Below are 22,195 nucleotides of genomic sequence, written 5' to 3' on the forward strand. Positions count from 1 at the left end.
TCGTTGGGTGGTCGGCGCCGGACCGTCCGGCGCCGGTGCCGAGGAGGCCGACATGTCCGAAGAACCTGGCTCCGCGGTGGGCTCCACCGGTCGGCCGAAGGGGTTGCTGGAGCAGATGGAAGAGTTGATGGCGGCGTTGAACGCGGATCTGTCGGAGCTGGCGGATCTGCAGGCCTGCCGGGGCGCGGCCGAGGAAGCGGACCTGGGCCGGGGCCGGCCTGCCCGCTGAAGCCGGCCTGGGCCGGGGCCGGCCCGCGCGCTCCCCTCAAACGCCGGACGGGCTGCTCTGGTTGCCGTTCGGGCTGGGCTGGTCGCTGTTCGGGCCGTCGTCCTCCCGTAGTGCCTCCTCCCGTAACGTCTCCTCCCGCACCGCCAGCTTGCGCAGCATCTCCAGGACGCGGTCGCGGGACTCGTCGGCCGCGTCGATGGCCTCCATGCACTGCCAGTACGTCGTCTCGTCGTCGGCCGAGCTGGCCAGGCCGACCAGCGCCATGCCGACCTCGCCGAGCAGCCCCCCGAGGCAGACGAGGGTCTCGCGGGCGTCGGCCAGCTCGGTGAGCTGGGCGGCGCGCAGGTCGCCCAGGTCGAGCTCGGGCGGGTCCAGGACGCCGCAGCCCCGGCCCGCCAGTTCGGTCAGGCCGAGCGCCTCGCCGCGCAGCTCGGGCGGGCCGGAGACCGCGAGCCGGCTGCCGATCGCCTGGGCCAGGGCCTGTGCCTGCCACACCTCCGCCATGATCTCGGCCGCGTCGGCGCCGCACGCCAGCGCACGCCTGCTCGTGAGGATGAGCCGTATGGCGTCCATGCGTCGCCCCCGTCCTTCCGCGTGCTTCCTCGCACGCCCTCTCGAACTCCCTTGTCCACTACCCAGAGTGAAGGCCCTCTGGGTGAAAAGCCAGAGGTAGGCGGAAATCTGTGGACAACAATTCGGATTCGACAGGTGGTTCAACTCCGGAGAGTGATAGCGGAGTTCAGTCCTCCGGCGGGTGAGGGCGCTCGGGCGCGTTCTGCGCCCCCGGTGCCGGGAAGCGGCGTTCGTTGCGGTCGATCTTGGCGGCCAGGGCGGCGAGCGGATCGACGCCGAGGACGTCGCAGAACTGCAGCAGATACGCGAGGACGTCGGCGACCTCGTCGGTGACCCGGTGCGCGGTGTCCGGGTCGTCCATCACCCGTGCGGACTCCTCCGGCGTCAACCACTGGAAGATCTCGACCAGTTCGGATGCCTCCACGCTGAGCGCGGCGACGAGGTTCTTGGGTGTGTGGTAGGGCTGCCAGTGCCGCGCGGCCGCGAACGCGGCGAGCCTGCGCTGGAGCCGGGCCAGGTCGAGAGGTTCCGTCACGCGTCCAGGTGTACCACCGTGACGCCCTCGGTCCCGGCGGCCCAGGAGGCGTCGCTGACCGCGCCCACGCAGCGGATGTGTCCGCGCTCGCCCATCCGGACGGCCGTCCGCAGCAGTTCCCGGCGCTGGGCGGGATCGAGGCCGCGGTCGAAGCCGTCGGCGAGGACGGTGAGGGTGCGCAGGGCGTCCGGCACCTCGCCCGGGGTGTCCACGTCCAGCACGCCGGGACCGGTCAGCAGCACCAACGCCAGTGCGAGATAGCGCAGTTCGCCGTCGCCGAGCCGGGCCAGTTCGGTGCGCAGGCCGTCACCGCGGTCGAGCAGCGCCCGTACCGTGCCGTCCGGCAGCGGCTCCGCGACGAGATCGGTCACCGGGCCCGCGCAGCCCGCGCGCAGGGCGTCGACCAGCAGTCCGTGCCGGCGGCCGCACTCCGCGCGGGTGCGCCACAGCACGTCGGCCAGGTTGTCGCAGCCGGACAGCAGCCGGCCGGAGCCGGTGGGCACGGGGGTGCGCATGCACTCGGGGCGGGGGTCGCAGGGGAAGACCGAGCGCAGGGCGACCACCATCTGCTCGGCCGCGGCGAGCACATGGCGCTGCCCGTCGGTCTTGCCCGCCACACGCAGCGGCAGCAGGGCGGTGCCGAGGCGGTCGTCGGGGAGCGGGGCGCGGGTCACCGGGGCGGAGCCCGCGGTGTGCCAGGCGGCCTGCACGGTACGGCGCCCGGGGTCGCGCAGCGCGGTCTCCAGCAGGACGAGCCCGCCCGCGGTCAGCCGCTCCCCCACGATCCTGAGGTCCGGTTCGGCCTGTACGGCGACGTCGAGCCGGACCGGTCCCTCGGCGCCATCGGCCGTACAGCCGATCCGGAAGCCGCGGCGCCCTCCGGCGTCGGGGCGGGCCCGCTGCGGCACACAGGCCACCGGGTCCGGGAACACCTCGAAGAGCGAGGCTCCGCCACCGAGCCGGGCCAGCGCCTCGTACGCCGTGAGCGCGGTCGTCTTCCCCGCTCCGCTCCGCCCGGCGAACAAGGTGACGGCCCCCAGCGGGAACCCGGCCCGCCGGTGCCCGGCGAAGGCCGACAGCCGCAACTCGGTGATCCGGGCCCGCACGTCGGGGCCCCGCCGGGACTGCGCCGGAACGATCCCGGCGGACACGTCGGCGGTGGGCGGCTCAGCAGACACGGAAGGCACGGCCATGCCCGGACCGTAGGGCTCCCCCTCCCTGCCGAACCGTTTCCTGCCGCGACCTTCCTACGATCGGGCGGTACGACAGCCCCGCACGCGACGAGAGGACACCCGGACGAGTGACAACGGCCACCTGACACCCGGCCTCGCCCTTCCCTGCGCGGCCTCCGTGGCATCGGCCCGCTTCTCCGGCGGAGGGCTGCCGCCGGGGACGGACAGCTGGGGTCGCCGTGGGTCGAGCGGTGCCGGGGACGGAGGGCGGCCCGGACGGGGTGGCGTCGGACATGCCCCGCTGCTGCCCACCGACATGCACGGGCCGCCTCCGCGTCATCCGGCGACCGCACGTCACCATCGCAGCCGGACAGCCGGGGCGCGCGGGGCGGCGCGGGTGCCGATGGCGGCCGTCGGGCCCGGGCGGGCTCCGCCAGCCGTCTCAAGGCTGCCTGATCGCGTCCACCGGGCAGACGCGGGCCGCCGCCCGAACCTCGGGGCGCCCGCACCGTCCTGGAGTCCGAGCAGCGGGGCGCCGCAGCCGGCGCCGCCCGGGCGAGGACACCCACCACGGCCGACCCATCGCCGTGCGGCAGGGCTCACACCCCCGCAGTCCACGCACCCGGCCCCCCGAAGCACCGCGCCAGGCCACCGGGCACACCGCCGAGCCACCCGACCAGAAAGCCCACGCCCCACAGGTCGTCCCGCAGACCGCGGCCTCAGCCACCTCGAGCAACCACGCTCGACCGCCGGAGGCAACCACTGAGCCATCCAGCCAGGAAAACCCACTACCCGGGCCCACGCCGCAGACCCGACCAGCCGCCCCAGGCCCCCGCCGGATCGCCGCAGGCAACCACCAAGCCACCCAGCCGGGAAAACCCACCACCCAGGCCACGCCGCAGACCCGACCGGCCGCCCCGAGCCCACCCCGCAGGCCACGCCGCAGACCCGACCGGCCGGCCCCAGGCCCACCCCGCAGGCCACGCCGCAGACCCGACCGGCCGCCCCAGGCCCACCCCGCAGGCCGCGACCTCAGCTGCTCCGAGCGCCCCGCGGGCCGCCGGAGGCAGGCGCTCGGCTGCCGGAGTCAGCCGGCCGGCCCCCGGGGTCGGCGGTCAGCCTCCCGACACCCCCACGCCCTCCATCAGCCCGCTGACCTCGGTGCCGGGTGGGGTGAGGAGGAACACGTTGCGGTCGACGCGGTGCATCCCGCTGCCCAGGCCGAAGACGACGCCGGTGCTGAAGTCGAGGACACGCTTGGCGACCTCGGTCTCCGCGCCGGTGAGGTCGAGGAGGACCGGCGCGCCGGCCATCAGGGTCTCGGCGACTTCCCGGGCGTCGGCGAAGACGTTGACGCGCAGGACCACGAACCGGCGCCGCGTCTCGGTCTCGGCGTCCGGCAGCGAGCGGTGGTTCACCGCGGACGGCCAGGCGTCCCGGCCCCGCAGCGGCACGACCTGGGCGAGCCCCTCCCACTGTTCATCGGTGACGTCGTAACGGCTCACCGGCTCCCCCCGACCTGACTCGCACTCGATGCCTGCACCAGCCAATTCTTACGCCAAGTCACCCGTTCGGCCCAACAACGACACACTGCGCGACCGGTCCGGCCCCGCCGCACCCGGAGCGACCTGGGGCCACCTGTACGAATACGCCCGCTTCTTACCTCCCTCATACCGTTCTCTTCACCCCCGGCCACATGTCGCTCATTCGCCCCCGATAGCGTCCGGTCCCGTGCACTTGGCAGAAACACAGCAGGTGACAGCCGGCCGGCGGACGCAGTCGGCGGTGTCCGCCGTACCGGTCGCCCGCGCGGAGCTCCATGAGCCGCCCGCGCAGTGGCACCGCGTGCTGACGTTGCTCGCCGACGTCAGCCTGTTCATCGGCACGCGCTCGGTGTGGACGCAGGCGGCCACGCACAAGCTGGTCCTCGCCGGGGTCATCTCGGTCTGCTACGCCTCGATCCTGGTGACCGGCGTGCTCACGCTGACGGTCCGCCGGGCGCGTTCGCTGGCCCGGCTCGACGCCGTGGTGCTGGTGACCGCGATCGCGCTCACCCTGTGCGCCTGGGCCCTGAACCACGCGGGCGGCGACGAGGCGGTCCTGACCACCCAGGCGGCGAAGCAGATCGTCGGCGGCCACCAGGTCTACGACCAGCCGTGGCCGTGGCTGTTCCACATCAAGGGCGTCGCCCTGACGGCGACGACGACCGGCGGTTACGACTTCACCTACGGCTATCCCCCGCTGACACCGCTGCTCACCGCACCCTTCCTGTGGCTCGGCCACGCCGGGGCACCGGCCACGCTCGCGGTGACGGTCGTACTGATCGCGGGCACCGTGATGCTGTGGCGGCTGCTGCCGACGCCCTGGCGGTCGGCGGCCACGATGGTCTGCCTGGGCTTCAGCTTCCTGCCGATGTACGCCCGTCAGGGCTACCCGGCGATCGTCGGCCTGGTCCTGCTGGTGCCGGTGGTCGTGCGCTGGCCGCGGCTCGGCGCCGGGGGCCGGCTGGGCGCGTCCGGGATCGCGCGGGCCGCGTGCATCGGGGCCGCGTGCGCGGCACAGCAGCTTCCCTGGTTCGTCACCCCGTTCCTGCTGGCGGGGATCTACGCCGTGCGCCGCGGTGAGCTCGGGGGGCGACAGGCCGCGCGGGTGGTGCTGCGGATCGCCGGGGTCGCGGTCCTTACCTGGCTGTTGATCAACGCTTACTTCGCCGTGAGCGAGCCGGGTCCGTGGCTCGAGGGCATCGCGCTGCCGCTGACCCAGGGCGCGGTGCTGCACGGCCAGGGCCTGGTCGACGTCTCCCTGTACTTCACCCACGGCAGCGACCGGCTCGACTGGTACGGCCACGCGAGCATGCTGCTCGCCGCGGCCCTGCTGGCGCTGTTCGTGCTGTTCGTACGGCGGCTGGGCCCGGCCGCGACCGTGCTGCCCTGGTGCGCCTTCTACCTGGCGACCCGGTCCCAGGACGGCTACTACCTGATGTACACCCCGCTGTGGCTGGCGGCGGCGGTCACCGTGCCCCTGTCGGAGTTCAGGAAGGCGTGGCAGCCGCGGCCCCGGTGGCTGACCGGTCCGCGCCGCCGTACGGCCCTGGCCGCCGCGGTCGTCCTGCTGGTCACGCCCGCGCTGGTGAGCGCGACCCTCGCGGTGACGGGCAGGCCGCCGCTGCGGATGGACATCACGGCGGTCCGGCACTCCTCGGCGCACACGGTGACCACGATGACGGTGCGGGTGGCCAACACCGGCGACGACGCGCTGACCCCGCACTACATGCTCACCACGGGCCAGGGCATGAACCGGTACTGGTCCCTGGCGCACGGCCCGGCCACGATCCCCGCGCACACCACGGCGACCGTCGAGCTGCGCGCGCCCAAGAACGGTTTCCCGGTGCCCACGGCGAAGTACACGCACCTGCGGCTGCGTGCCTTCACGGCGACCCCGCAGACGCTCTCCACCAAGGACGTGAGCCGGGCCGAGCTGGGCGTCGAGGACGGAAGCGGGAAGAAGTGAAGCGGGAAGGGCGGGAGGCCGAAGGGCTGAGCCGCCCGCTCACGCCCGCGTCCGCGTGAAGCGGAGCTTCGCCGTCACCGTGGTGAGCCCGCGCATCATGCCCAGCTGGTTCCAGCCCATGCCGAACTGCTCCCGGTCCACGGTGAACTCGGCGTCCAGGGTGACCGCCTCGCCGCTCGCCTCGGTCAGGCGCGCGCTGAAGGTCACGGGCCTGCTGATGCCCCGCACGGTCAGCTGACCGGTGACCCGGACGCCGTCGCCGTCGAGACGGTCGGCGCCGCGGACGGCGAAGGTGATCTCGGGGTGCTGGTCGGCGTCGAAGAAGTCGGCCGAGCGCAGGTGGGTGTCCCGCTTGGCGTGCCCGGTGTCCAGGGAGGCCGCCTCCAGGGTCACCGTGCCGGTGGCCGAGCCGTCGGCGTGCACCTCGCCGGCGCCGGTGACGGCGCCGAACGTGCCCTTCACGGTGACGAGCCCCCACATGGTCCTGTGCCGCAGTCCCACGGTGGACGCGGCCGCATCGAGCTGCCAGGTGCCTGTCTGCACGGCGACGGTCATGGTCGTACTCCTGAAGTCAGCTGGTTCAAATTTGGATGACTGCCGCCACGCTAGCGCGTCATCCAATTTTGAACAACCAGCTCGTCCAAAATTGGATAACAGATAGAATCGGCCCATGTCCGCCTCCGACGCGCACCCCGCCGAACAGTTCACCTGCCCCGCCGCGGGAAGCGGACTGCTGCCCGACGAACTGCGCGCGTGGATGATCCTGCTGGCCGCGACGGGCGCCGTGGAGCAGCGGATGCGGTCGGTGGTCAAGGAGAACCTCGACGTCTCCCACGACGAGTTCCTGATCCTGTGCCTGCTGGCGGAGCAGCCCCGCACCGCACTGCGCATGACCCAGGTCGCCGATCTCCTCGGCCGCCCCAAGACCCGGCTCACCTACCAGATCGCCTGCCTCCAGCACGCCGGCCTGGTCGCCCGCACGTCCGTGTGCGGCGACAAGCGCGGGGTCCAGGTCGCCCTCACGGACAAGGCGCGCGCGCTGCTGAGCGAGACCGCCACCCTGCTCGCCGCGACCGTGCGCGAGGCCCTCGCCGACTCCATGGGCCCCGACCAGCGCGCCGCCATGTGCGCCCTGGTCCCCGATCTGCCGGACCCCCGCGACGAGCCCTCCGGCGGCTGAGCGACGCGGGTCACAAGCACAAGGGGAGAAACCTCACAGCCCACGATTTACTCTCACTTGAGCGTGCTGCCCTAGCATCCGAGCCATGACGGTCCTGCCTGACGACGGGCTCTCACTGGCCGCCGAGTTCCCTGACGCGACGCACGAGCAGTGGCAACGCCTGGTCGAAGGCGTGCTGCGCAAGTCGGGCAAGGAAGTCTCGGGCGAGGCAGCTGAGGACGCCCTGTCCACGACGCTGGAGGACGGGCTGCGCACCCGGCCCCTGTACACCGCGCGCGACGCCGCGCCCGACCCCGGCCTGCCCGGCTTCGCGCCGTACGTGCGCGGCAGCCGGCCCGAGGGCAACACCGCCGGCGGCTGGGACGTACGGCAGCGGCACTCCGCCCTCACCGAAGGCGCCGTCCTGGCCGACCTGGAGAACGGCGGCACCTCGCTGTGGCTCGTGCTGGGCGAGGGCGGCATTCCGCTCGACGGGCTGGCTCGGGCGCTGGAGGGGGTCTACCTGGACCTGGCGCCGGTCGTCCTGGACGCCGGCCGGGACACCGAGCGGGCCGCCGAGGCGCTGCTGCGGCTGTGCGCGGACAACGGCGTCGACGCCAAGGCCGTACGCGGCGATCTGGGCGGCGACCCGCTCGGGTACGAGGCCCGCACCGGCACCCCGCTGGACTTCGCGCCGTACGCCGCCCTGGCCGCCCGCTGCGCCGAGCAGTACCCCGGACTGCGCGCCCTCACCGTGGACGCGCTGCCGTACCACGAGGCGGGCGGCTCGGCCGCGCAGGAGCTGGGCGCCTCGCTCGCCACCGGTGTGGCGTACCTGCGGGAGCTCACCGAGGCGGGGCTGAGCGTCGAACAGGCCGCCGGGCAGCTGGAGTTCCGCTACGCGGCCACCGCTGACCAGTTCCTCACCATCGCCAAGCTGCGCGCCGCGCGCCGGCTGTGGGCCCGGGTCGCCGAGGTCTGCGGGGCCCCGGGCGCGCAGGTGCAGCACGTGGTCACCTCACCGGTGATGATGACCCGCCGCGACCCGTGGGTGAACATGCTCCGCACGACGGTCGCGACCCTCGCCGCCGGGGTCGGCGGCGCCGACTCCGTGACCGTCCTGCCGTTCGACCACGCGCTCGGCCTGCCCGACACCTTCGCCCGCCGGATCGCCCGCAACACCTCCACGATCCTCATCGAGGAGTCCCACCTGGCCCGGGTCATCGACCCGGCGGGCGGCTCCTGGTACGTCGAGCAGCTGACCGACCAACTCGCCCAGGCCGCCTGGGAGTTCTTCCGTACCATCGAGCGCGACGGCGGCCAGGCGGCCGTGCTGCGCTCCGGCCGGCTGCGCACCGACCTCGCGACGACCTGGGCGGAGCGCTCCAAGAAGCTCGCCAAGCGGCGCGAACCCATCACCGGCGTCAGCGAGTTCCCGCTGCTCGCCGAGAAACCCGTGGAGCGCGAGCCCGCGCCCGAGCCGCCGTCCGGCGGTCTGCCGCGGGTGCGCCGCGACGAGGCGTACGAGGAGCTGCGCGCCCGTTCCGACGCCCACCTGGCCGCGACCGGCGCCCGTCCGCGCGTCTACCTCGCGACGCTGGGTTCGGCCGCCGCGTACACCGCGCGCGCCACCTTCGCCGCCAACCTCTTCCAGGCGGGCGGCATCGAGCCGGTCACCGAGGGCACCTTCGAGGACAGCGGCGCCACCGAGGCCGTGCTGTGCTCCAGCGACGCCCTGTACGCCGAACAGGCCGAGCAGGCCGCCGAGTCGCTCAGGGCGTCCGGGGCCCGGCACGTGTTCCTGGCGGGCCGGGGCGAGTACGCCGGCATCGACAGTTACGTCTTCGCGGGCTGCGACGCCATCGACGTCCTGTCCGCGACCCTCGACCGCATGGGAGTGTCCTGATGGGAATCCCCGACTTCTCCGGCATCGAGCTGGGGACGCCGGTCGCCGACGGCGGTGCCGATCAGTGGCGTGCGGCCGTCGCGCGGGCGACCGGGACCGAAGAGCCGCTGTGGGAGACCCCGGAGGGCATCGGGGTCAAGCCGCTGTACACCGGCCGCGACCTGGAGGGCCTGGACTTCCTGGGCACCTACCCGGGCATCGCGCCGTACCTGCGCGGCCCCTACCCGACGATGTACGTCAACCAGCCCTGGACGATCCGCCAGTACGCGGGCTTCTCCACCGCCGAGGAGTCCAACGCCTTCTACCGGCGCAACCTGGCGGCCGGCCAGAAGGGCCTGTCGGTCGCCTTCGACCTGCCCACGCACCGGGGCTACGACAGCGACCACCCGCGGGTGACCGGTGACGTCGGCATGGCGGGCGTGGCCATCGACTCCATCTACGACATGCGGCAGCTCTTCGACGGCATCCCGCTGGACCGGATGTCCGTGTCGATGACGATGAACGGCGCCGTGCTGCCGGTGCTCGCGCTGTACATCGTGGCGGCGGAGGAACAGGGCGTAGCGCCCGAGAAGCTGGCCGGAACCATTCAGAACGACATTCTGAAGGAGTTCATGGTCCGCAACACCTACATCTATCCGCCGAAGCCGTCGATGCGGATCATCTCCGACATCTTCGCGTACACCTCGCAGCGGATGCCGCGCTACAACTCCATCTCCATCTCCGGCTACCACATCCAGGAAGCCGGCGCGACGGCCGACCTGGAGCTGGCGTACACGCTCGCGGACGGCGTGGAGTACCTGCGCGCGGGCCGCGAGGCGGGCCTGGACGTGGACGCGTTCGCCCCCCGGCTGTCCTTCTTCTGGGCGATCGGCATGAACTTCTTCATGGAGGTCGCCAAGCTGCGGGCGGCCAGGCTGCTGTGGGCCAAGCTGGTCGGCCAGTTCGAGCCGAAGAACGCCAAGTCCCTCTCCCTGCGCACCCATTCGCAGACCTCGGGCTGGTCGCTGACCGCGCAGGACGTGTTCAACAACGTCACGCGTACGGCCGTGGAGGCGATGGCGGCGACCCAGGGCCACACCCAGTCGCTGCACACCAACGCCCTCGACGAGGCGCTGGCCCTGCCCACCGACTTCTCGGCGCGCATCGCCCGCAACACCCAGCTGCTCATCCAGCAGGAGTCGGGCACCACCCGGGTCATCGACCCGTGGGGCGGCAGCGCGTACGTGGAGCGGCTGACCTACGACCTCGCGCGCAAGGCCTGGGCGCACATCCAGGAGGTCGAGCAGGCGGGCGGCATGGCGCAGGCCATCGACGCCGGCATCCCGAAGCTGCGCGTGGAGGAGGCCGCGGCGCGGACGCAGGCGCGGATCGACTCGGGCCGCCAGCCGGTGATCGGCGTGAACAAGTACCGCGTGGAGAACGACGAGGCGATCGAGGTCCTCAAGGTCGACAACTCCGCCGTACGCGCCCAGCAGATCGAGAAGCTGCGGCGGCTGCGCGCGGAGCGGGACGAGCAGGCCTGCCAGGACGCCCTGGACGCGCTCACCCGGGCCGCCGACGGCAAGGAGAACCTGCTGGAGCTTGCCGTCCACGCGGCCCGCGCCAAGGCGACGGTCGGTGAGATCTCCGACGCCCTGGAGAAGGTGTACGGCCGGCACGCCGGCCAGATCCGTACGATCTCCGGTGTGTACCGCAACGAGACCGGACAGTCCCCGTCCGTGGACCGCACCCGTGCCCTGGTGGACGCCTTCGAGGAGGCCGAGGGCCGCCGCCCGCGCATCCTGGTCGCCAAGATGGGCCAGGACGGCCACGACCGCGGCCAGAAGGTGGTCGCGACCGCGTTCGCCGACCTCGGCTTCGACGTCGACGTCGGCCCGCTGTTCCAGACCCCGGAGGAGGTCGCCCGGCAGGCGGTCGAGGCGGACGTGCACGTGGTCGGCGTGAACTCGCTGGCCGCCGGCCACCTCACCCTGGTCCCGGCGCTGCGCGAGAAGCTCGCCGAGGAGGGCCGCGAGGACATCATGATCGTGGTCGGCGGGGTGATCCCGCCGCAGGACGTGCCGACGCTGCGCGAGATGGGCGCGGCGGAGGTGTTCCTGCCCGGTACGGTGATCCCGGACGCGGCGTACGACCTGGTCAAGCGGCTCTCGGCCGACCTCGGCCACGAGCTTCCGGCCGGCCTCGGCCACGAGCTGTAGCGGGGGCTTACGGGGTGGCATCGATCGATCTCGACGCATATGTGAAGGGCGTGCTGGACGGGAAGCGAGCGATCGTGGCCCGCGCGATCACGCTCGTGGAATCCACTCGCCCTGCGCACCGGTCACCGGCGCAGGAGTTGCTGACCCAGCTGCTCCCGCACAGCGGCCGGGCGCGGCGGATCGGCATCAGCGGGGTGCCGGGCGTGGGCAAGTCGACGTTCATCGACGCGTTCGGCACGCTGCTGACCTCGCTGGGCCACCGGGTCGCGGTCCTCGCCGTCGACCCCTCCTCCACCCGCACCGGCGGCTCCATCCTGGGCGACAAGACGAGGATGGAGCGCCTGTCCGTCGACCCGAACGCCTTCGTCCGCCCCTCCCCCAGCGCGGGCACGCTGGGCGGGGTCGCGAAGGCCACCCGGGAGTCGATGGTGGTGATGGAGGCGGCGGGCTACGACGTGATCCTCGTGGAGACCGTCGGCGTCGGCCAGTCGGAGACGACGGTGGCCGAGATGGTCGACTCCTTCCTCCTGCTGACCCTGGCCCGCACCGGCGACCAGCTGCAGGGCATCAAGAAGGGCGTCCTGGAGCTGGCCGACGTGATCGCCGTCAACAAGGCGGACGGACCGCACGAGCGGGACGCGAAGGCCGCCGCCCGTGAACTGGCGGGCGCCCTGCGCCTGATGCACGGCAAGGACGCCTTCTGGACCCCGCCGGTGCTGAGTTGCAGCGCCCGGGAGTCGAGCGGTCTGGACACGGTGTGGGAACGGCTGGAACAGCACAGGACGTTGCTGGACTCCACCGGCCGGCTGACCGCCAAGCGCCGCGACCAGCAGGTCCGCTGGACCTGGGCGATGGTCCACGACGAGCTGCTGGACCGCCTGCGGCGGGCCCCGGCGGTACGCGAGGCCGCCCCGGACCTCGAACGCCAGGTCAGGGAGGGGAGGTTGACGGCGACACTGGCGGCGGAACGCATTCTGGAGGCGTTCGGGGAGCGTACGGCACCACCGGTCTCGGACGGCTAGTCCATCTCCAGCCTGAGGTCGGTCCCCGCGGGAACGATCTTGACGTACAGACCCGTGAGCTTTCCGGCGAGCTCGGCGTTCAGGCCACCCCGTCCGATGGCGCTGCGGACCTGATGGTGCGGGACGGCGACGACCGCTCGCTGCCGGTCGATGAGGATCCCCGTCGGCTCCGCGTAGACGAGTGCGTTGGCCAGGAGGATGCGCTGATCGCTGGAGTAGGCGATGACCTCGAACTTCTCGTTGGTGGTCCCCCCTGACAGCAGGCGCTGGGCGCCCCTGATCCGCTCGGCGTCCCATCCTACGAACGCTCCCCGGACGCTGCTCGCCGGCTTGGTGGGTGCGGCGGCGATCTTCGTCAGTGCTCCGGCGACCCGGGCGATCCCCGTGATCACCACCTCGCCGGTCGTCAGCTCGGGCACGAAGCCGACCAGAACACGCTCCACCAGTTCCTCGGCGGTGAGGGAGAGGACCAGGCCGTCGGCCGACGGCTCGAGGACCAGCGCGACCACGTGGTCCCCCTTCGCCAGGCGCGCGAGCGGCCGGTCCCTGTGGCGGTCCCGGAAGGTGCGGGCCGGCAGGACCGCTTCGTGCGCCTGCCCGGTGACGGGATGGCGCACGGTGCAGCGATACGCTTCCGGCGTCCGGCCGGTGACCCGCGCGGTCACCGCCGTACCGGGTGCCGGGAGCCGGTCACCGGAGTCGTTCAGGATGAACGCGGCCGCCTCGTCCGGGGTCAGGGACAAGGCGTCCACCACGAGTCGCACCAGCCCGACCGCGCGCGGGTAGCAGTGTCTGCAGGAGACCTGCGCACGGGAAGCGACCGTCAGGACGGCGTCCCCGTGGTCGCCCCGGTCACGGGGGCAGGTCCACCGCACCCCGTCCTCCGACGTGCCGCCGAGCCGGCGCAGCAGCACGACCGGGTCCGCCGCGTTCGCCTCCGCGACGCGCCGGTTGAGCGGCGACACCGGGGGTACCGGCACCACCTCCGTCGTCTCACCGCCCTTCACGGCCTCCTTGCGGCACCGGTCCGCCGTCTGCCTGATCAACTCCAGGTCGACGCCCTGCCCTTGAGTCGACTTGCCCGCCGGGGGCGGCTCGGTTCCGGTGGACAGGACCGGCAGCCGCCACGCGGTGTCTCCCCGGGTCCGCAGAGCCGCGATCCTGGCCAGCATGGTCAGGGCGGCCGACGCCGAGTCCGGCGGGACCATGCGCAGCCGGGCCGCGTAACGCACCGTCCGTACCGTGGTCTCGTCCAGCCGCCCGTCCGGGTCGACGGCGAAGGGCACGGTGGGCATGCCGTCCGCGGGCGGTCCGCCCGCCTGGGCCCAGACCAGGAACGTGGCCGGCCGCGCCACCTCACCGATGCGCTCCGTGAAGGACTGCAGGCCGGCCATGTCGAGCGGGCTGCCATCGGCGTAGGCGTCCACCCACCGGTGGGCGAATCCGGCCACCGTGGCGTACGCCGGCAGGGCCTGTGGTCCCGGCGGCGCGATGAAGACGATCTTCGCGGCCACGTCGCTCGGTGTCAGACCGGCTGCGCTCAGCGCCTCGGCCGTCTTGAGCTTCAGGTCCGCTTCCTCCCCGGCGGCCCACGGGATGAGCACCTCTTTCGCCGCCATGCCGGGCGGCACCGGCGGCGAGTGGGTCGTACGGATCGCGAGGTCGTACGGCGGCGGCGCGACCGCGGGCGTCGGGGCGTCCGGCAGCGGAACGCCCAGTCGGCGCATGACCCGCTCGTCCACCCAGCTGAGAGCCCGCTGACCGGTGTCGACGCGGTCCTGGCCGTCCGGGTGGGGCAGCCAGGCGAGGAAGCTGGGTGCGGTGCCGCTCAGCTCGGCCAGGCGGCTGGTGATCGCGCGGGTGGTCCGGACGAGTTCGGGCGGCGGGATCACACCGAGGAGGATCTGGCGCGTCCCTTCGGCGAAGTCGAACTGCCACTGCTGTGGCGGCCGGTCGATGTCGCCGACACGGCGGAGCAGGCCGCTGAGGAAGACCTCCGCGAGATGGCCCGCGTCCACCGACGCGCCCAGGGCCTGCCGTACGAGCTGCATCGCGGGCACCGGCAGTGGCGCGACCGCCGCCAGGTGCGCCGCGAGTCGGTACGCCTCCGTCGACGCGAAGGAGCGGAACCGCAGCACCTCGGCGTACGGCTCCTGGTGTGGACGAGTCGGCGCGGCGCTCGGCGCGGCGGACGGGGTGCGCCGGGGCGCGGGCGCCAGCAGGGGCAGCAGCGCGCTGGTGCCCGCCGAGCCGACCAGACGGGCCCACGCGGTCACCGCGTCGGGGGTGGGGGCGAGGACGGGGACGGGTGTGCCGTCGAACGGCCGCAGGTCGGGTGGCAGCACCGGATCCGTGATGCGCCAGGTGGCGTTGGCCGCCGCCGCGCGGCGCGTGGTCACCCGCCAGTGCTCCGCCCGGATGCCGGTGCCGGCCCACATCCGCCGGGGAAGCGTGTGCAGCACGGCGACCGGGCTCACCCTGGCCAGCCGGTCGAGCAGACCGTGCATGCGGCCGTCACGCCACGCCCGGCCCACGCCGTCGCTGACCACGATCAGCAGGGTGCGGCCCGAGGGGTCGGCGACGGCGGAGGGCGGGAGCGTCGCGGCAGCCGTGCCGAAGGGGCGGTATCCCAGCCGTGGTCCGTCCGGGCTCCGGGTGTCCAGGCCGAAGGTGTGGACGACGCGGAACGCGCCGCTGCGTTCCATGAGGAGTCGTACCTCGGTGGCCAGGCGCTGCCAGGGCAGCATGGACACCCCGTCGTCCACCAGGATCGCGAGGTCCAGCCCGTGCCCGGCGGCCGGGCGCAGCACGAGGTCGGGGAGCCCGGTCTCGGCCATGGCCGCCACGGTCCGGGGAATGTCCAGCTCGGCGCGGTGCGGGTCCGGCCGGTGCAGACGCAGGGGGCGCAGCGCACGGCCGAGGGCGAGTTCCGCCGCGCCGAGGGCCTTTTCGCCGGGGGGCCGGACCGATACGGCCGGGGCGGGAGGGGGCACGGCGAAGGTGCGCTCGGGATCCGGAGCGGGGGCCGCGCCGCCGCGCAGGGCGCCCCTGCCGCGCCGGGGCCGCCGGAACGGGCCGGCCGGGCGGGCGGACGTGGCCGGGCCACCGGCGTACGTCGGCCCCGAGTCGCCCTGGTCGCCGCCCTGGAGGCCGTCGTCCGACACCGCCCCGGACGTCCGCTCCAGCCGCGCCAGCGCGCCGGCGGGAGCCGGTGGCAGATGGGTGGCCAGCCACAGGGCGTCGAGGAACTCCTCGCTCGACAGACCCACTCCGCAGTCCGCCAAGGCCTTCAGGACCCGCTCGAACATGCTCTGCTACACCGTCCCGCCGAGGCGGTGCAGCACGGCGTCCAGGAGACCGTCGGAATCCAGGCCGACACCGCCGAGGCGCAGGAACACGGCGTTGAGCAACTGGTCCGTGGCCAGCTCGCCGCTCGCGCGCCGGGCCAGGAACGCGCGCACGAGCTCGTCGAGCCCTTCGAGGCCGTCGTCCGCGGAGCCGCCGCCGTCACCCAGGTGGGCCCGTACGATCGCCCGCAGGCGCTCCTCGTCCGGCTCGGGCAGATCGAGACGGACGCAGCGGCGCAGGAACGCCGGGGGGAAGTCGCGTTCGCCGTTGCTGGTGATGACGACGACCGGGAACTCCTCGCAGCGCACCCAGCCGCGCTCCACGTCCGCCCGGCCTCCTGGGTCCGCGGTCACCACCCGGGCGCGGTCCTGCTCCCCGGTCAGCCGGGCCAGCTCGGGGATCTCGAACTCGCCGTCCTCGAAAATGGTCAGCAGGTCGTTGGGCAGATCGATGTCTCCCTTGTCGAGTTCGTCGATCAGCAGCACCCGCGGCCGGTCCGCCGGGAGCAGCGCCGTCCCCAGGGGGCCCAGGCGGATGTAGGTGCCGATGTCCGGCTCCCCGCGCACCGTGCCCTGCTCGCCGTCCCGGTCACGCCGCAGGCTCACCTCGCGCAACCTGCCGATGGCGTCGTAGTGGTAGAGCCCGTCCTGCAGCGTGGTGCGGCTGTTGACCGGCCAGTGCAGGACCCGGCCCAGACCCAGCTCGTGGGCGACGGCGTGCGCCATCGACGACTTGCCGGTCCCGGGCTGCCCCGTGACCAGGAGGGGCCGCCGCAGCATCAGGGCCGCGCTGACCACGTCCGCCTCCTCGGGCCCGATGAGATACGGGCGCTCGCTCCGTCGGCCCACCCCTGGCGGGGCACCGCCGAACCGGCGCCATGGCGGTGCCGCGGGGAGATGCACCTCGCGTACCCGGCCGTCGCCCCGGAACAGCCGCCAGCTGTCGTCGAGGTCCTTCGCAGTCACCTGGCAGCCATCCTTCCGGAGTTCGTCAGAGCGTCGGGGGGATCCCCGTAGTCGGGCGGCGTGGGGAGCGCCATGCCGGGGTCGTCCCAGACCATGGCGGGGCGTGCGTCGGCCGTCCTGGCCCCGTAGTACACGTCTTCCCGGAAGCTGCGGACCGCCTCCGGCAGATCGGACAGCGCCACGCTGCCGACGATGTCGTCGAGCCGCCGCGCGTGGTCCGGGTGCGCGGCCTCGCGGTCCCAGAGCACCACCGGGACACCGCGCGCCAGGCAGACCGCCAGGAAGTTCTCGCGGCGCTCCGGCCGACCATGCAGGACCGTCCATGACACGTCGCTGTATTCGGCTGTCATCGCCCGCAACAGCACGCGCAGGTCGGTGTCCTCCTTGATGACGAGGGGGGCCGTGCGCCCGGCCGCCCAGCGGTGCGCGAGCAAGTTGCGGCGCTTGTTCTCCGCTTCCGTGTCCCCGGAGTACTCGCGCAGTCGCAAGGCCATCTGGTACTGCGCCCCCAGCACCAGGGGGCTGTCCTCCGCGGCCGGGGACGAGATCCCGAGCGCGGCGAGTTCGTCCAGCAGGGTGGAGGCCGTCCAGCCGTCGACGGGCACGTCGAGCTGCTCTCTGCCGACCACCACGTCTATCCAGGGAGCGGGCTCCTCGCCTCCGTTGGCGTGTTCCCCGGCCAGCCCATGGATCTCCCGTCCGATCTCCTCCGCCGTGTACGGCCCGGCCGAGATGCCCGCCTCCTCCGGTGCCCGGCCCTCGCGCACCCGCCAGATGTGACAGGTGTACCGCCGGCAGTCCGGGTCGTTGCGGGACAGGTCGACGACGATCCGCGTCAACGGCCGGCGCCGGGACTTGGCCCACGACGAGGCCTGCGCGCGGCAGTCCGTCAGGAGGGACCGATCGCGGCCCAGGCGCCGGCCGACGTCGTCGCACCAGGCGTCCAGCTCCTTCCTGGTCTCTTTGTCGGCGACGGCGGAGGAGAGGAAGACGACCAGCCGCAGCAAAGGCGGCAGCATGTCCGCGCTGTCCAGGTCGAGATCGTCGACGGCGGCCGCCAGTCGCGCATCCGCCAGGGTGCCGTCGTAGACCCATGGGGGCAGGCGGTGGGCCAACTGCAGTACGTGGCGGGCCGCCTGGCAAAGGAGGCGGGGGTGGGCGGCGTTGACGGGTGTCAGCAGCGCGAGAAGCCTTTGATGCTCCCCGACGGACAGCAGGCGGACGCCCTCTTCCGTCCGCCCGAGCGCCACCAGTCGGTCGAGCGTCTTCCGGCGTTCCTCGCCCACCACGTCCGTGAGCAATTCGGCCAAGGTGGCGAGCGCACGTCCCTCGGTGAACAAGAGGGCGGCCAGTTCCTCTTCCAGCGGGAGAACGGCCGTGCCCGGCGCCTCGGCGGTCAGGTGGAGGCCGAGCTTCTTCGCCAGCCGGCCGGCCTGGTATTTCAGTTGTTCCGTGCTGTCGAACAGCCGCAGCAGAAGGTCGACGGCGCCGTCCGGCACGTGGCCCGTGTCGGTGAAGGGGGCGCGCAGGTGTTCGGCGATCACCTCGTGCGCCTCTGCCCGGTCGAGTTCCTCGCGAACGCGCTGCCACGGCACCGTCAGGGTGCGCCGTACGACCTGTCTGTCCGACAACGGCCTGTCGTTGATGACGTGGTTGGTCACGAGTCCGACGGCAACCGTGAGGTCGTCCTCCCGGAACAACGGACCGCCGCTGTAACCGTGTTGGATGGAGGCGCCCCGGAGTTCGGCGTCGGCGTAGTAGTACCAGGCATCGGCGGCCTTGATGGTGGTGTCGGCGAAGGTGCCGGCGTCGCCACCGCCGTGCCACGCCCGAACCCTGAGCCCTTCGGTCATGGCCTGCCACGCCACGGGGCGCATCGAGGGTGCGGCGGGCTCATCGAGCTCCAGTACCGCCAGGTCCCCCTCCCCCCAGGTGCTCCCGGGACTTCGGCGAGGAGGCACCCACACCACCACCCGTGCCGTGCTGCGGTGCCGTTCCGCGCCGTGCCGCACCATGACCTCGAGACGTGCGGAACGCGTCGGCCGTTCGATGTCCATCTGCCGCCTGCCCAGTGCGTCGTTGACCACGTGGGCGCAGGTCAGAACGTAGCGCGGGGAGAGGAGTGCCCCGGCACCCGCAGCGGACGGAGCTTCTGCCGTCAGCACCGACACCAGGGTCGGCGTGATGTCCCCCGATCGGCGGAACCACCCCATCCATCAGTCCCTTCGGGTGTCGTCGGCGTCCCAGGTCGCCGAAACCGTCATCGTGGCATGGCCGTTCACACCCACGATGCCCAGCTTGAGATCCTGCCCCACCTGGATTCCGAACGTGACCGAAAGCTGCTGGGGTGGGTCGGGGACGCTGGTGACCGAACGGTGCACCTCCTCGAGCAGCGGCCCCAACGGGCTGAGCATGAGCCGCAGACCCTCGGTGGCCACCACCGCGGCACGACCGCGCCGGGCGGACACGGGCGTCACCGTGCCGAAGCCCTCCGGAAGATCCGGCCGGTGTTCGTCCGCCTCGACCGGGCCGGCATCCGAAGCCGGCTCCCCGGCATCGGACAGCTCCAGCCGCAACACCGCCCCGGCCAACTCGACTTCAAGAGACTCAGGCATGAACACATCTTGTCCGACGCCCCGGTCACATGCCCAGGCAATGCCGCAACACCCCGGCCATGCCGTCCCGGCCCCTGGTGCCGCTGCCGCGCCCGGCGGTCGGCGGCCGGCGGTTCCGGACGCGTTCTCGGACCGCGGCCCGCGCGGCCGACGTACCGGACCGCCCGTCAGCGCCAGCGTGCCCGGCCCACCGCCGCGGCCACCGTCAGGGGCACGGTCAGGAGCGCCGCGAGCCAGAACAGGGGCCGGTAGTGGTGTGCCTGAGCGGTGGCGGCCGCCAGCGCGCCGGCCAGGGCGCTGCCCGCATACAGGGCAACGCCGAACATGGCCACGCCCGTTGCGCGGGCCGTCGGGGACAGGACCGTCGCCCACGACTGGATCGTGGAGTGCATGAAGGACCAGCCACCCCCGAGGAGCGGGGCGGCCACGACGAGCGCCCCGGTGGACTGGCTGCAGCCGGCGAGCAGGTACGCCACAGCCATCTGCACCCCGCCGGCCACGATCAGGCCCGCCGGAGACCACCGCCCGACGAGTCGCTTGACCACCTGTGCCGCCGCCATGGAACCGGCCCCGTACAGGGCCGCGACCGCGCCGGCCAGGGTGGTGGGCACTCCGTGCGCCTCCAGGGCCGGGGCCAGGTAGGTCAGGAAGCCGAGCAGCACGGCCCCCTCCAGCATCGCCACCGCCATGACGTACCACTGCCACCGTGAGGACAGGACCACGCGGAAGGGCGCCGGCAGTGATCCGGAGCGGGCGCGCCGGGGCTCGGGCAGGCGGCGCAGGGCCACCGCCAGGCAGGCGGCGAGGACGCCGGGCAGCGCGAACACCAGCCGCCAGGTGAGGTAGTGCGCGAGGGCCCCGGCGACGAGCGTGGCCACGGCGGTGCCCAGCGCGAACGCGGTCATCAGCTCGCTGAGGGGGCGCTGCCGGATCGCGGCGGGCACGGTGTCGCCCACGTATGTCAGGGAGGCGGCGATGGACGCGGCGAAGAAGGCGCCGGCCAGAGCGCGGGCCCCGATCAGCACGGGGGCGTCGGGAGCGAGGGCCGAGGCCAGGGCGGCCGGTGCCGCGCCGGTCAGCGACACCCGCATCACCCACACGCGCCCCCACCGGTCGCCGGCCACCCCCCACACCGGCTGCATCAGCCCGTAGGCGAGGTAGTAGCCGCTCGCGGCCAGTACGACGGTGTGGAGCGGGGTCCCGAGCCGGGTGCCGATGAGAACCAGCATGGGCGCGATGCAGAAACGGTCGAAGTTGCTGACGAATCCAGCGGTGCACAACAGCCGCAAGGAGGTCGCGGGCAGAGTCGCCACCGGCGTCGACGCGGTGGTGGTCACGGGGTGGACGCTCCCTTCCGAGAGGGTTCGACGAGAACGGGTGACAGGGGGACCGAGCCTGGGCGGACGCGGTCCGTCACCAGTTCAGCACCGGGCCCTGCGGGGCGGAGACCACTGGCTATTACCATCACTCACAGCCTGCCGGTTCGGCATCGCGCCTGGTGACGGCAGCATCACAAGGGGGCGCCCGCGGCCGGGCGGACGCCCGCCGGGCGGAGGAGAGGCACCATGACGCGCGGCAGGCTGTCGCCCCCGGACACCTGCGCACCGCCCACCGCGGACCACGGTTCCTCGCCGGACGCAGCCGGCCGCCGGCGCGGTGGCCGGTGAGCGCCCCGCCCACGGCCTCGGGCGGGTCCGCCCGCCGTGAACTGGGGGCCTTCCTGCGGTCCCGCCGTGACCGGCTGACGCCGAAGGACGTGGGCTTGCCGGAGGCCCCGGGCCGCCGGACCCCGGGGCTGCGGCGGGCCGAGGTCGCGGAACTCGCCGGGATCAGCGTCTCCTGGTACACGTGGCTGGAGCAGGGCCGGGTGCGTACCTCGGAGCAGGTGCTGCGCGCGGTCTCGCGGGTGCTGCGGCTGGACGCCGCGGAAACCGCGCACGTCCTGTCGTTCGTGGAGGAGAGCGGGCCGCCTGCCGACGCCCCCACCTGGGTGTCACGCAACCTGCTCAGTCTGGTGCAGGCCATGACACCCCACCCGGCCGTGGTGCTCGACCCGCACTGGGACCTGCTGGCATGGAACACCGGGTACGCCGCGCTGCTGACCGATCCGGCGCGGCTGCACCCCAAGCAGCGCAACCTCCTCTGGCTGGTGTTCCGCTGGCCGCCGGCGCGCGCCCTGCTCGCCGACTGGGAACCCGAGGCTCGCGCCCTGCTCGGCCAGTTCCGGTCACGGGCCGCTCGCCGTCCGAACGATCCGCGGTTCGCCGAACTCATCGGCGAACTGCTGTCGGACGGTGACGCGGCCCGCTGGTACGAGCGCCGGGAGACAGCCGGTTTCCAGCCCTCGGTCCGCCGTTTCCGGCACCCGGCCGTGGGCGAACTCCGGCTGCGGTACGTGAAGCTGGCCGCCGTGGACGAGCCCGGCCACCACTTCCTCGCCTACCTGCCCGACGACCGGGACTCCGAGGACGCCCTGCACCGCCTTCAGGCACTCGGATGACCCCCCACCGGCCCACCCGTCCGGGCACACGGACCCGCGGGGCCCACCCCGGCGTGCCGAACGCCTGAGGCACCCAGCGGAGTCGTGCCCCTCGGCGCCTTGGACCCGAGCCGGCCGCGCGTAGCGCAAGCCTGTGAACAGGTCAGGGCTGCTTTGAAGCGGACTCCAGAATCGCCACGCACTCCACGTGATGCGTCAAGGGGAACCACATTGCAAGGAGCGCGAGCCGACAACACCGCAAGCCACCGCGGGTTTTCGGCTGTCCGAGGTGTGCGTGGAGCACAGCGGAGAACACGACGCCTTGCAGGTCAGCGTTCTCCCACAGAGTGGAGATGACCGCTTTTGCGCCGCGGACGAGAAAGGCGGACTCGATGCTGCGCAAGGTCTGCACGGTACGGCCGGTGCTTTCATGTGTGCCCGTTCTGCAAGCGTTAAGGATGATCAGGTCGACGCTGTCAGCGAG

17 protein-coding genes and 1 pseudogene are annotated in these 22,195 nt (G+C 73.0%); 7 read left to right on the plus strand and 11 right to left on the minus strand.

The window, feature by feature from the left end:
• Positions 1-52: 52 nt before the first annotated feature.
• Positions 53-229 carry a hypothetical protein gene (locus ABB07_RS08800; protein WP_208898195.1) on the plus strand — a complete coding sequence of 59 codons (177 nt, stop codon included), beginning with the start codon at positions 53-55 and terminating at the stop codon, positions 227-229.
• 36 nt (positions 230-265) lie between these two features.
• Here the strand turns inward: ABB07_RS08800 and ABB07_RS08805 are convergent, their stop codons facing one another.
• The 4 genes from ABB07_RS08805 to ABB07_RS08820 all read right to left on the minus strand — a co-directional run bounded on the left by ABB07_RS08805 (position 266) and on the right by ABB07_RS08820 (position 4,014).
• Positions 266-802, minus strand: coding sequence for a DUF6099 family protein (locus ABB07_RS08805; RefSeq protein ID WP_208898196.1), 537 nt, complete (start codon positions 800-802; stop codon positions 266-268).
• A gap of 166 nt (positions 803-968) precedes the next feature.
• The gene (locus ABB07_RS08810) at positions 969-1,337 is read right to left on the minus strand and encodes a nucleotide pyrophosphohydrolase (RefSeq protein WP_208898197.1); all 369 of its coding nucleotides are present in this window, start codon (positions 1,335-1,337) and stop codon (positions 969-971) included.
• On the minus strand, positions 1,334-2,530 hold the full coding sequence (locus ABB07_RS08815; RefSeq protein ID WP_208898198.1) for an AAA family ATPase: 1,197 nt from the start codon (positions 2,528-2,530) through the stop codon (positions 1,334-1,336). Before ABB07_RS08815 ends, ABB07_RS08810 begins: the two co-directional genes overlap by 4 nt.
• Positions 2,531-3,624: 1,094 nt before the next feature.
• The gene (locus ABB07_RS08820) at positions 3,625-4,014 is read right to left on the minus strand and encodes a cell division protein SepF (protein ID WP_055706353.1); all 390 of its coding nucleotides are present in this window, start codon (positions 4,012-4,014) and stop codon (positions 3,625-3,627) included.
• A 226-nt stretch (positions 4,015-4,240) separates the two neighbouring features.
• Between ABB07_RS08820 and ABB07_RS08825 the strand changes: the two genes are divergently transcribed.
• Positions 4,241-6,019, plus strand: a complete 1,779-nt coding sequence (locus ABB07_RS08825) for a hypothetical protein (RefSeq protein WP_425264691.1) — start codon at positions 4,241-4,243, stop codon at positions 6,017-6,019.
• 39 nt (positions 6,020-6,058) lie between these two features.
• Here the strand turns inward: ABB07_RS08825 and ABB07_RS08830 are convergent, their stop codons facing one another.
• Positions 6,059-6,574 (minus strand): YceI family protein, encoded by a 516-nt coding sequence (locus ABB07_RS08830; protein ID WP_208898199.1) that lies wholly within the window; start codon positions 6,572-6,574, stop codon positions 6,059-6,061.
• Positions 6,575-6,689: 115 nt separating this feature from the next.
• Here ABB07_RS08830 and ABB07_RS08835 point away from each other — a divergent pair, with 115 nt between their 5' ends.
• The 4 genes from ABB07_RS08835 (at position 6,690) to meaB (ending at position 12,304) form a co-directional block, all read left to right on the plus strand.
• A complete protein-coding gene (locus ABB07_RS08835) occupies positions 6,690-7,199 on the plus strand; it encodes a MarR family winged helix-turn-helix transcriptional regulator (protein ID WP_208898200.1) in 510 nt (169 codons plus the stop codon).
• 85 nt (positions 7,200-7,284) lie between these two features.
• A complete protein-coding gene (locus ABB07_RS08840) occupies positions 7,285-9,084 on the plus strand; it encodes a methylmalonyl-CoA mutase family protein (RefSeq protein ID WP_208898201.1) in 1,800 nt (599 codons plus the stop codon).
• The gene (gene scpA / locus ABB07_RS08845; protein WP_208898202.1) at positions 9,084-11,282 is read left to right on the plus strand and encodes a methylmalonyl-CoA mutase; all 2,199 of its coding nucleotides are present in this window, start codon (positions 9,084-9,086) and stop codon (positions 11,280-11,282) included. The genes ABB07_RS08840 and scpA overlap by 1 nt, the downstream gene beginning before the upstream one ends.
• Before the next feature lie 14 nt (positions 11,283-11,296).
• The gene (meaB, locus tag ABB07_RS08850) at positions 11,297-12,304 is read left to right on the plus strand and encodes a methylmalonyl Co-A mutase-associated GTPase MeaB (RefSeq protein ID WP_208898203.1); all 1,008 of its coding nucleotides are present in this window, start codon (positions 11,297-11,299) and stop codon (positions 12,302-12,304) included.
• Here meaB and ABB07_RS08855 read toward each other — a convergent pair.
• The 5 genes from ABB07_RS08855 to ABB07_RS08870 form a co-directional block, all read right to left on the minus strand.
• On the minus strand, positions 12,301-15,612 hold the full coding sequence (locus ABB07_RS08855) for an SAV_2336 N-terminal domain-related protein (protein WP_208898204.1): 3,312 nt from the start codon (positions 15,610-15,612) through the stop codon (positions 12,301-12,303). The genes meaB and ABB07_RS08855 overlap by 4 nt on opposite strands.
• Before the next feature lie 6 nt (positions 15,613-15,618).
• Positions 15,619-16,617, minus strand: a complete 999-nt coding sequence (locus tag ABB07_RS08860; RefSeq protein WP_244189280.1) for an AAA family ATPase — start codon at positions 16,615-16,617, stop codon at positions 15,619-15,621.
• Entirely contained in the window at positions 16,614-18,782 is a 2,169-nt protein-coding gene (locus tag ABB07_RS40665; protein ID WP_244189281.1) for a VMAP-C domain-containing protein, read from the minus strand. The genes ABB07_RS08860 and ABB07_RS40665 overlap by 4 nt, the downstream gene beginning before the upstream one ends.
• Positions 18,783-18,833: 51 nt before the next feature.
• Positions 18,834-19,232, minus strand: a complete 399-nt coding sequence (locus tag ABB07_RS08865; RefSeq protein WP_208903347.1) for a CU044_2847 family protein — start codon at positions 19,230-19,232, stop codon at positions 18,834-18,836.
• Positions 19,233-19,399: 167 nt separating this feature from the next.
• On the minus strand, positions 19,400-20,569 hold the full coding sequence (locus ABB07_RS08870) for an MFS transporter (RefSeq protein WP_208898206.1): 1,170 nt from the start codon (positions 20,567-20,569) through the stop codon (positions 19,400-19,402).
• A gap of 326 nt (positions 20,570-20,895) precedes the next feature.
• Between ABB07_RS08870 and ABB07_RS08875 the strand changes: the two genes are divergently transcribed.
• Positions 20,896-21,732, plus strand: a complete 837-nt coding sequence (locus ABB07_RS08875; RefSeq protein ID WP_208898207.1) for a helix-turn-helix domain-containing protein — start codon at positions 20,896-20,898, stop codon at positions 21,730-21,732.
• Positions 21,733-21,874: 142 nt separating this feature from the next.
• Here ABB07_RS08875 and ABB07_RS41975 read toward each other — a convergent pair.
• Positions 21,875-22,183, minus strand: a pseudogene (locus tag ABB07_RS41975) (CHAT domain-containing protein); the annotation flags it as partial.
• Between the last annotated feature and the right edge of the window lie 12 nt (positions 22,184-22,195).

Origin of the sequence: Streptomyces incarnatus (assembly GCF_001027185.1) — a bacterium.
Classification (GTDB): domain Bacteria; phylum Actinomycetota; class Actinomycetes; order Streptomycetales; family Streptomycetaceae; genus Streptomyces; species Streptomyces puniciscabiei.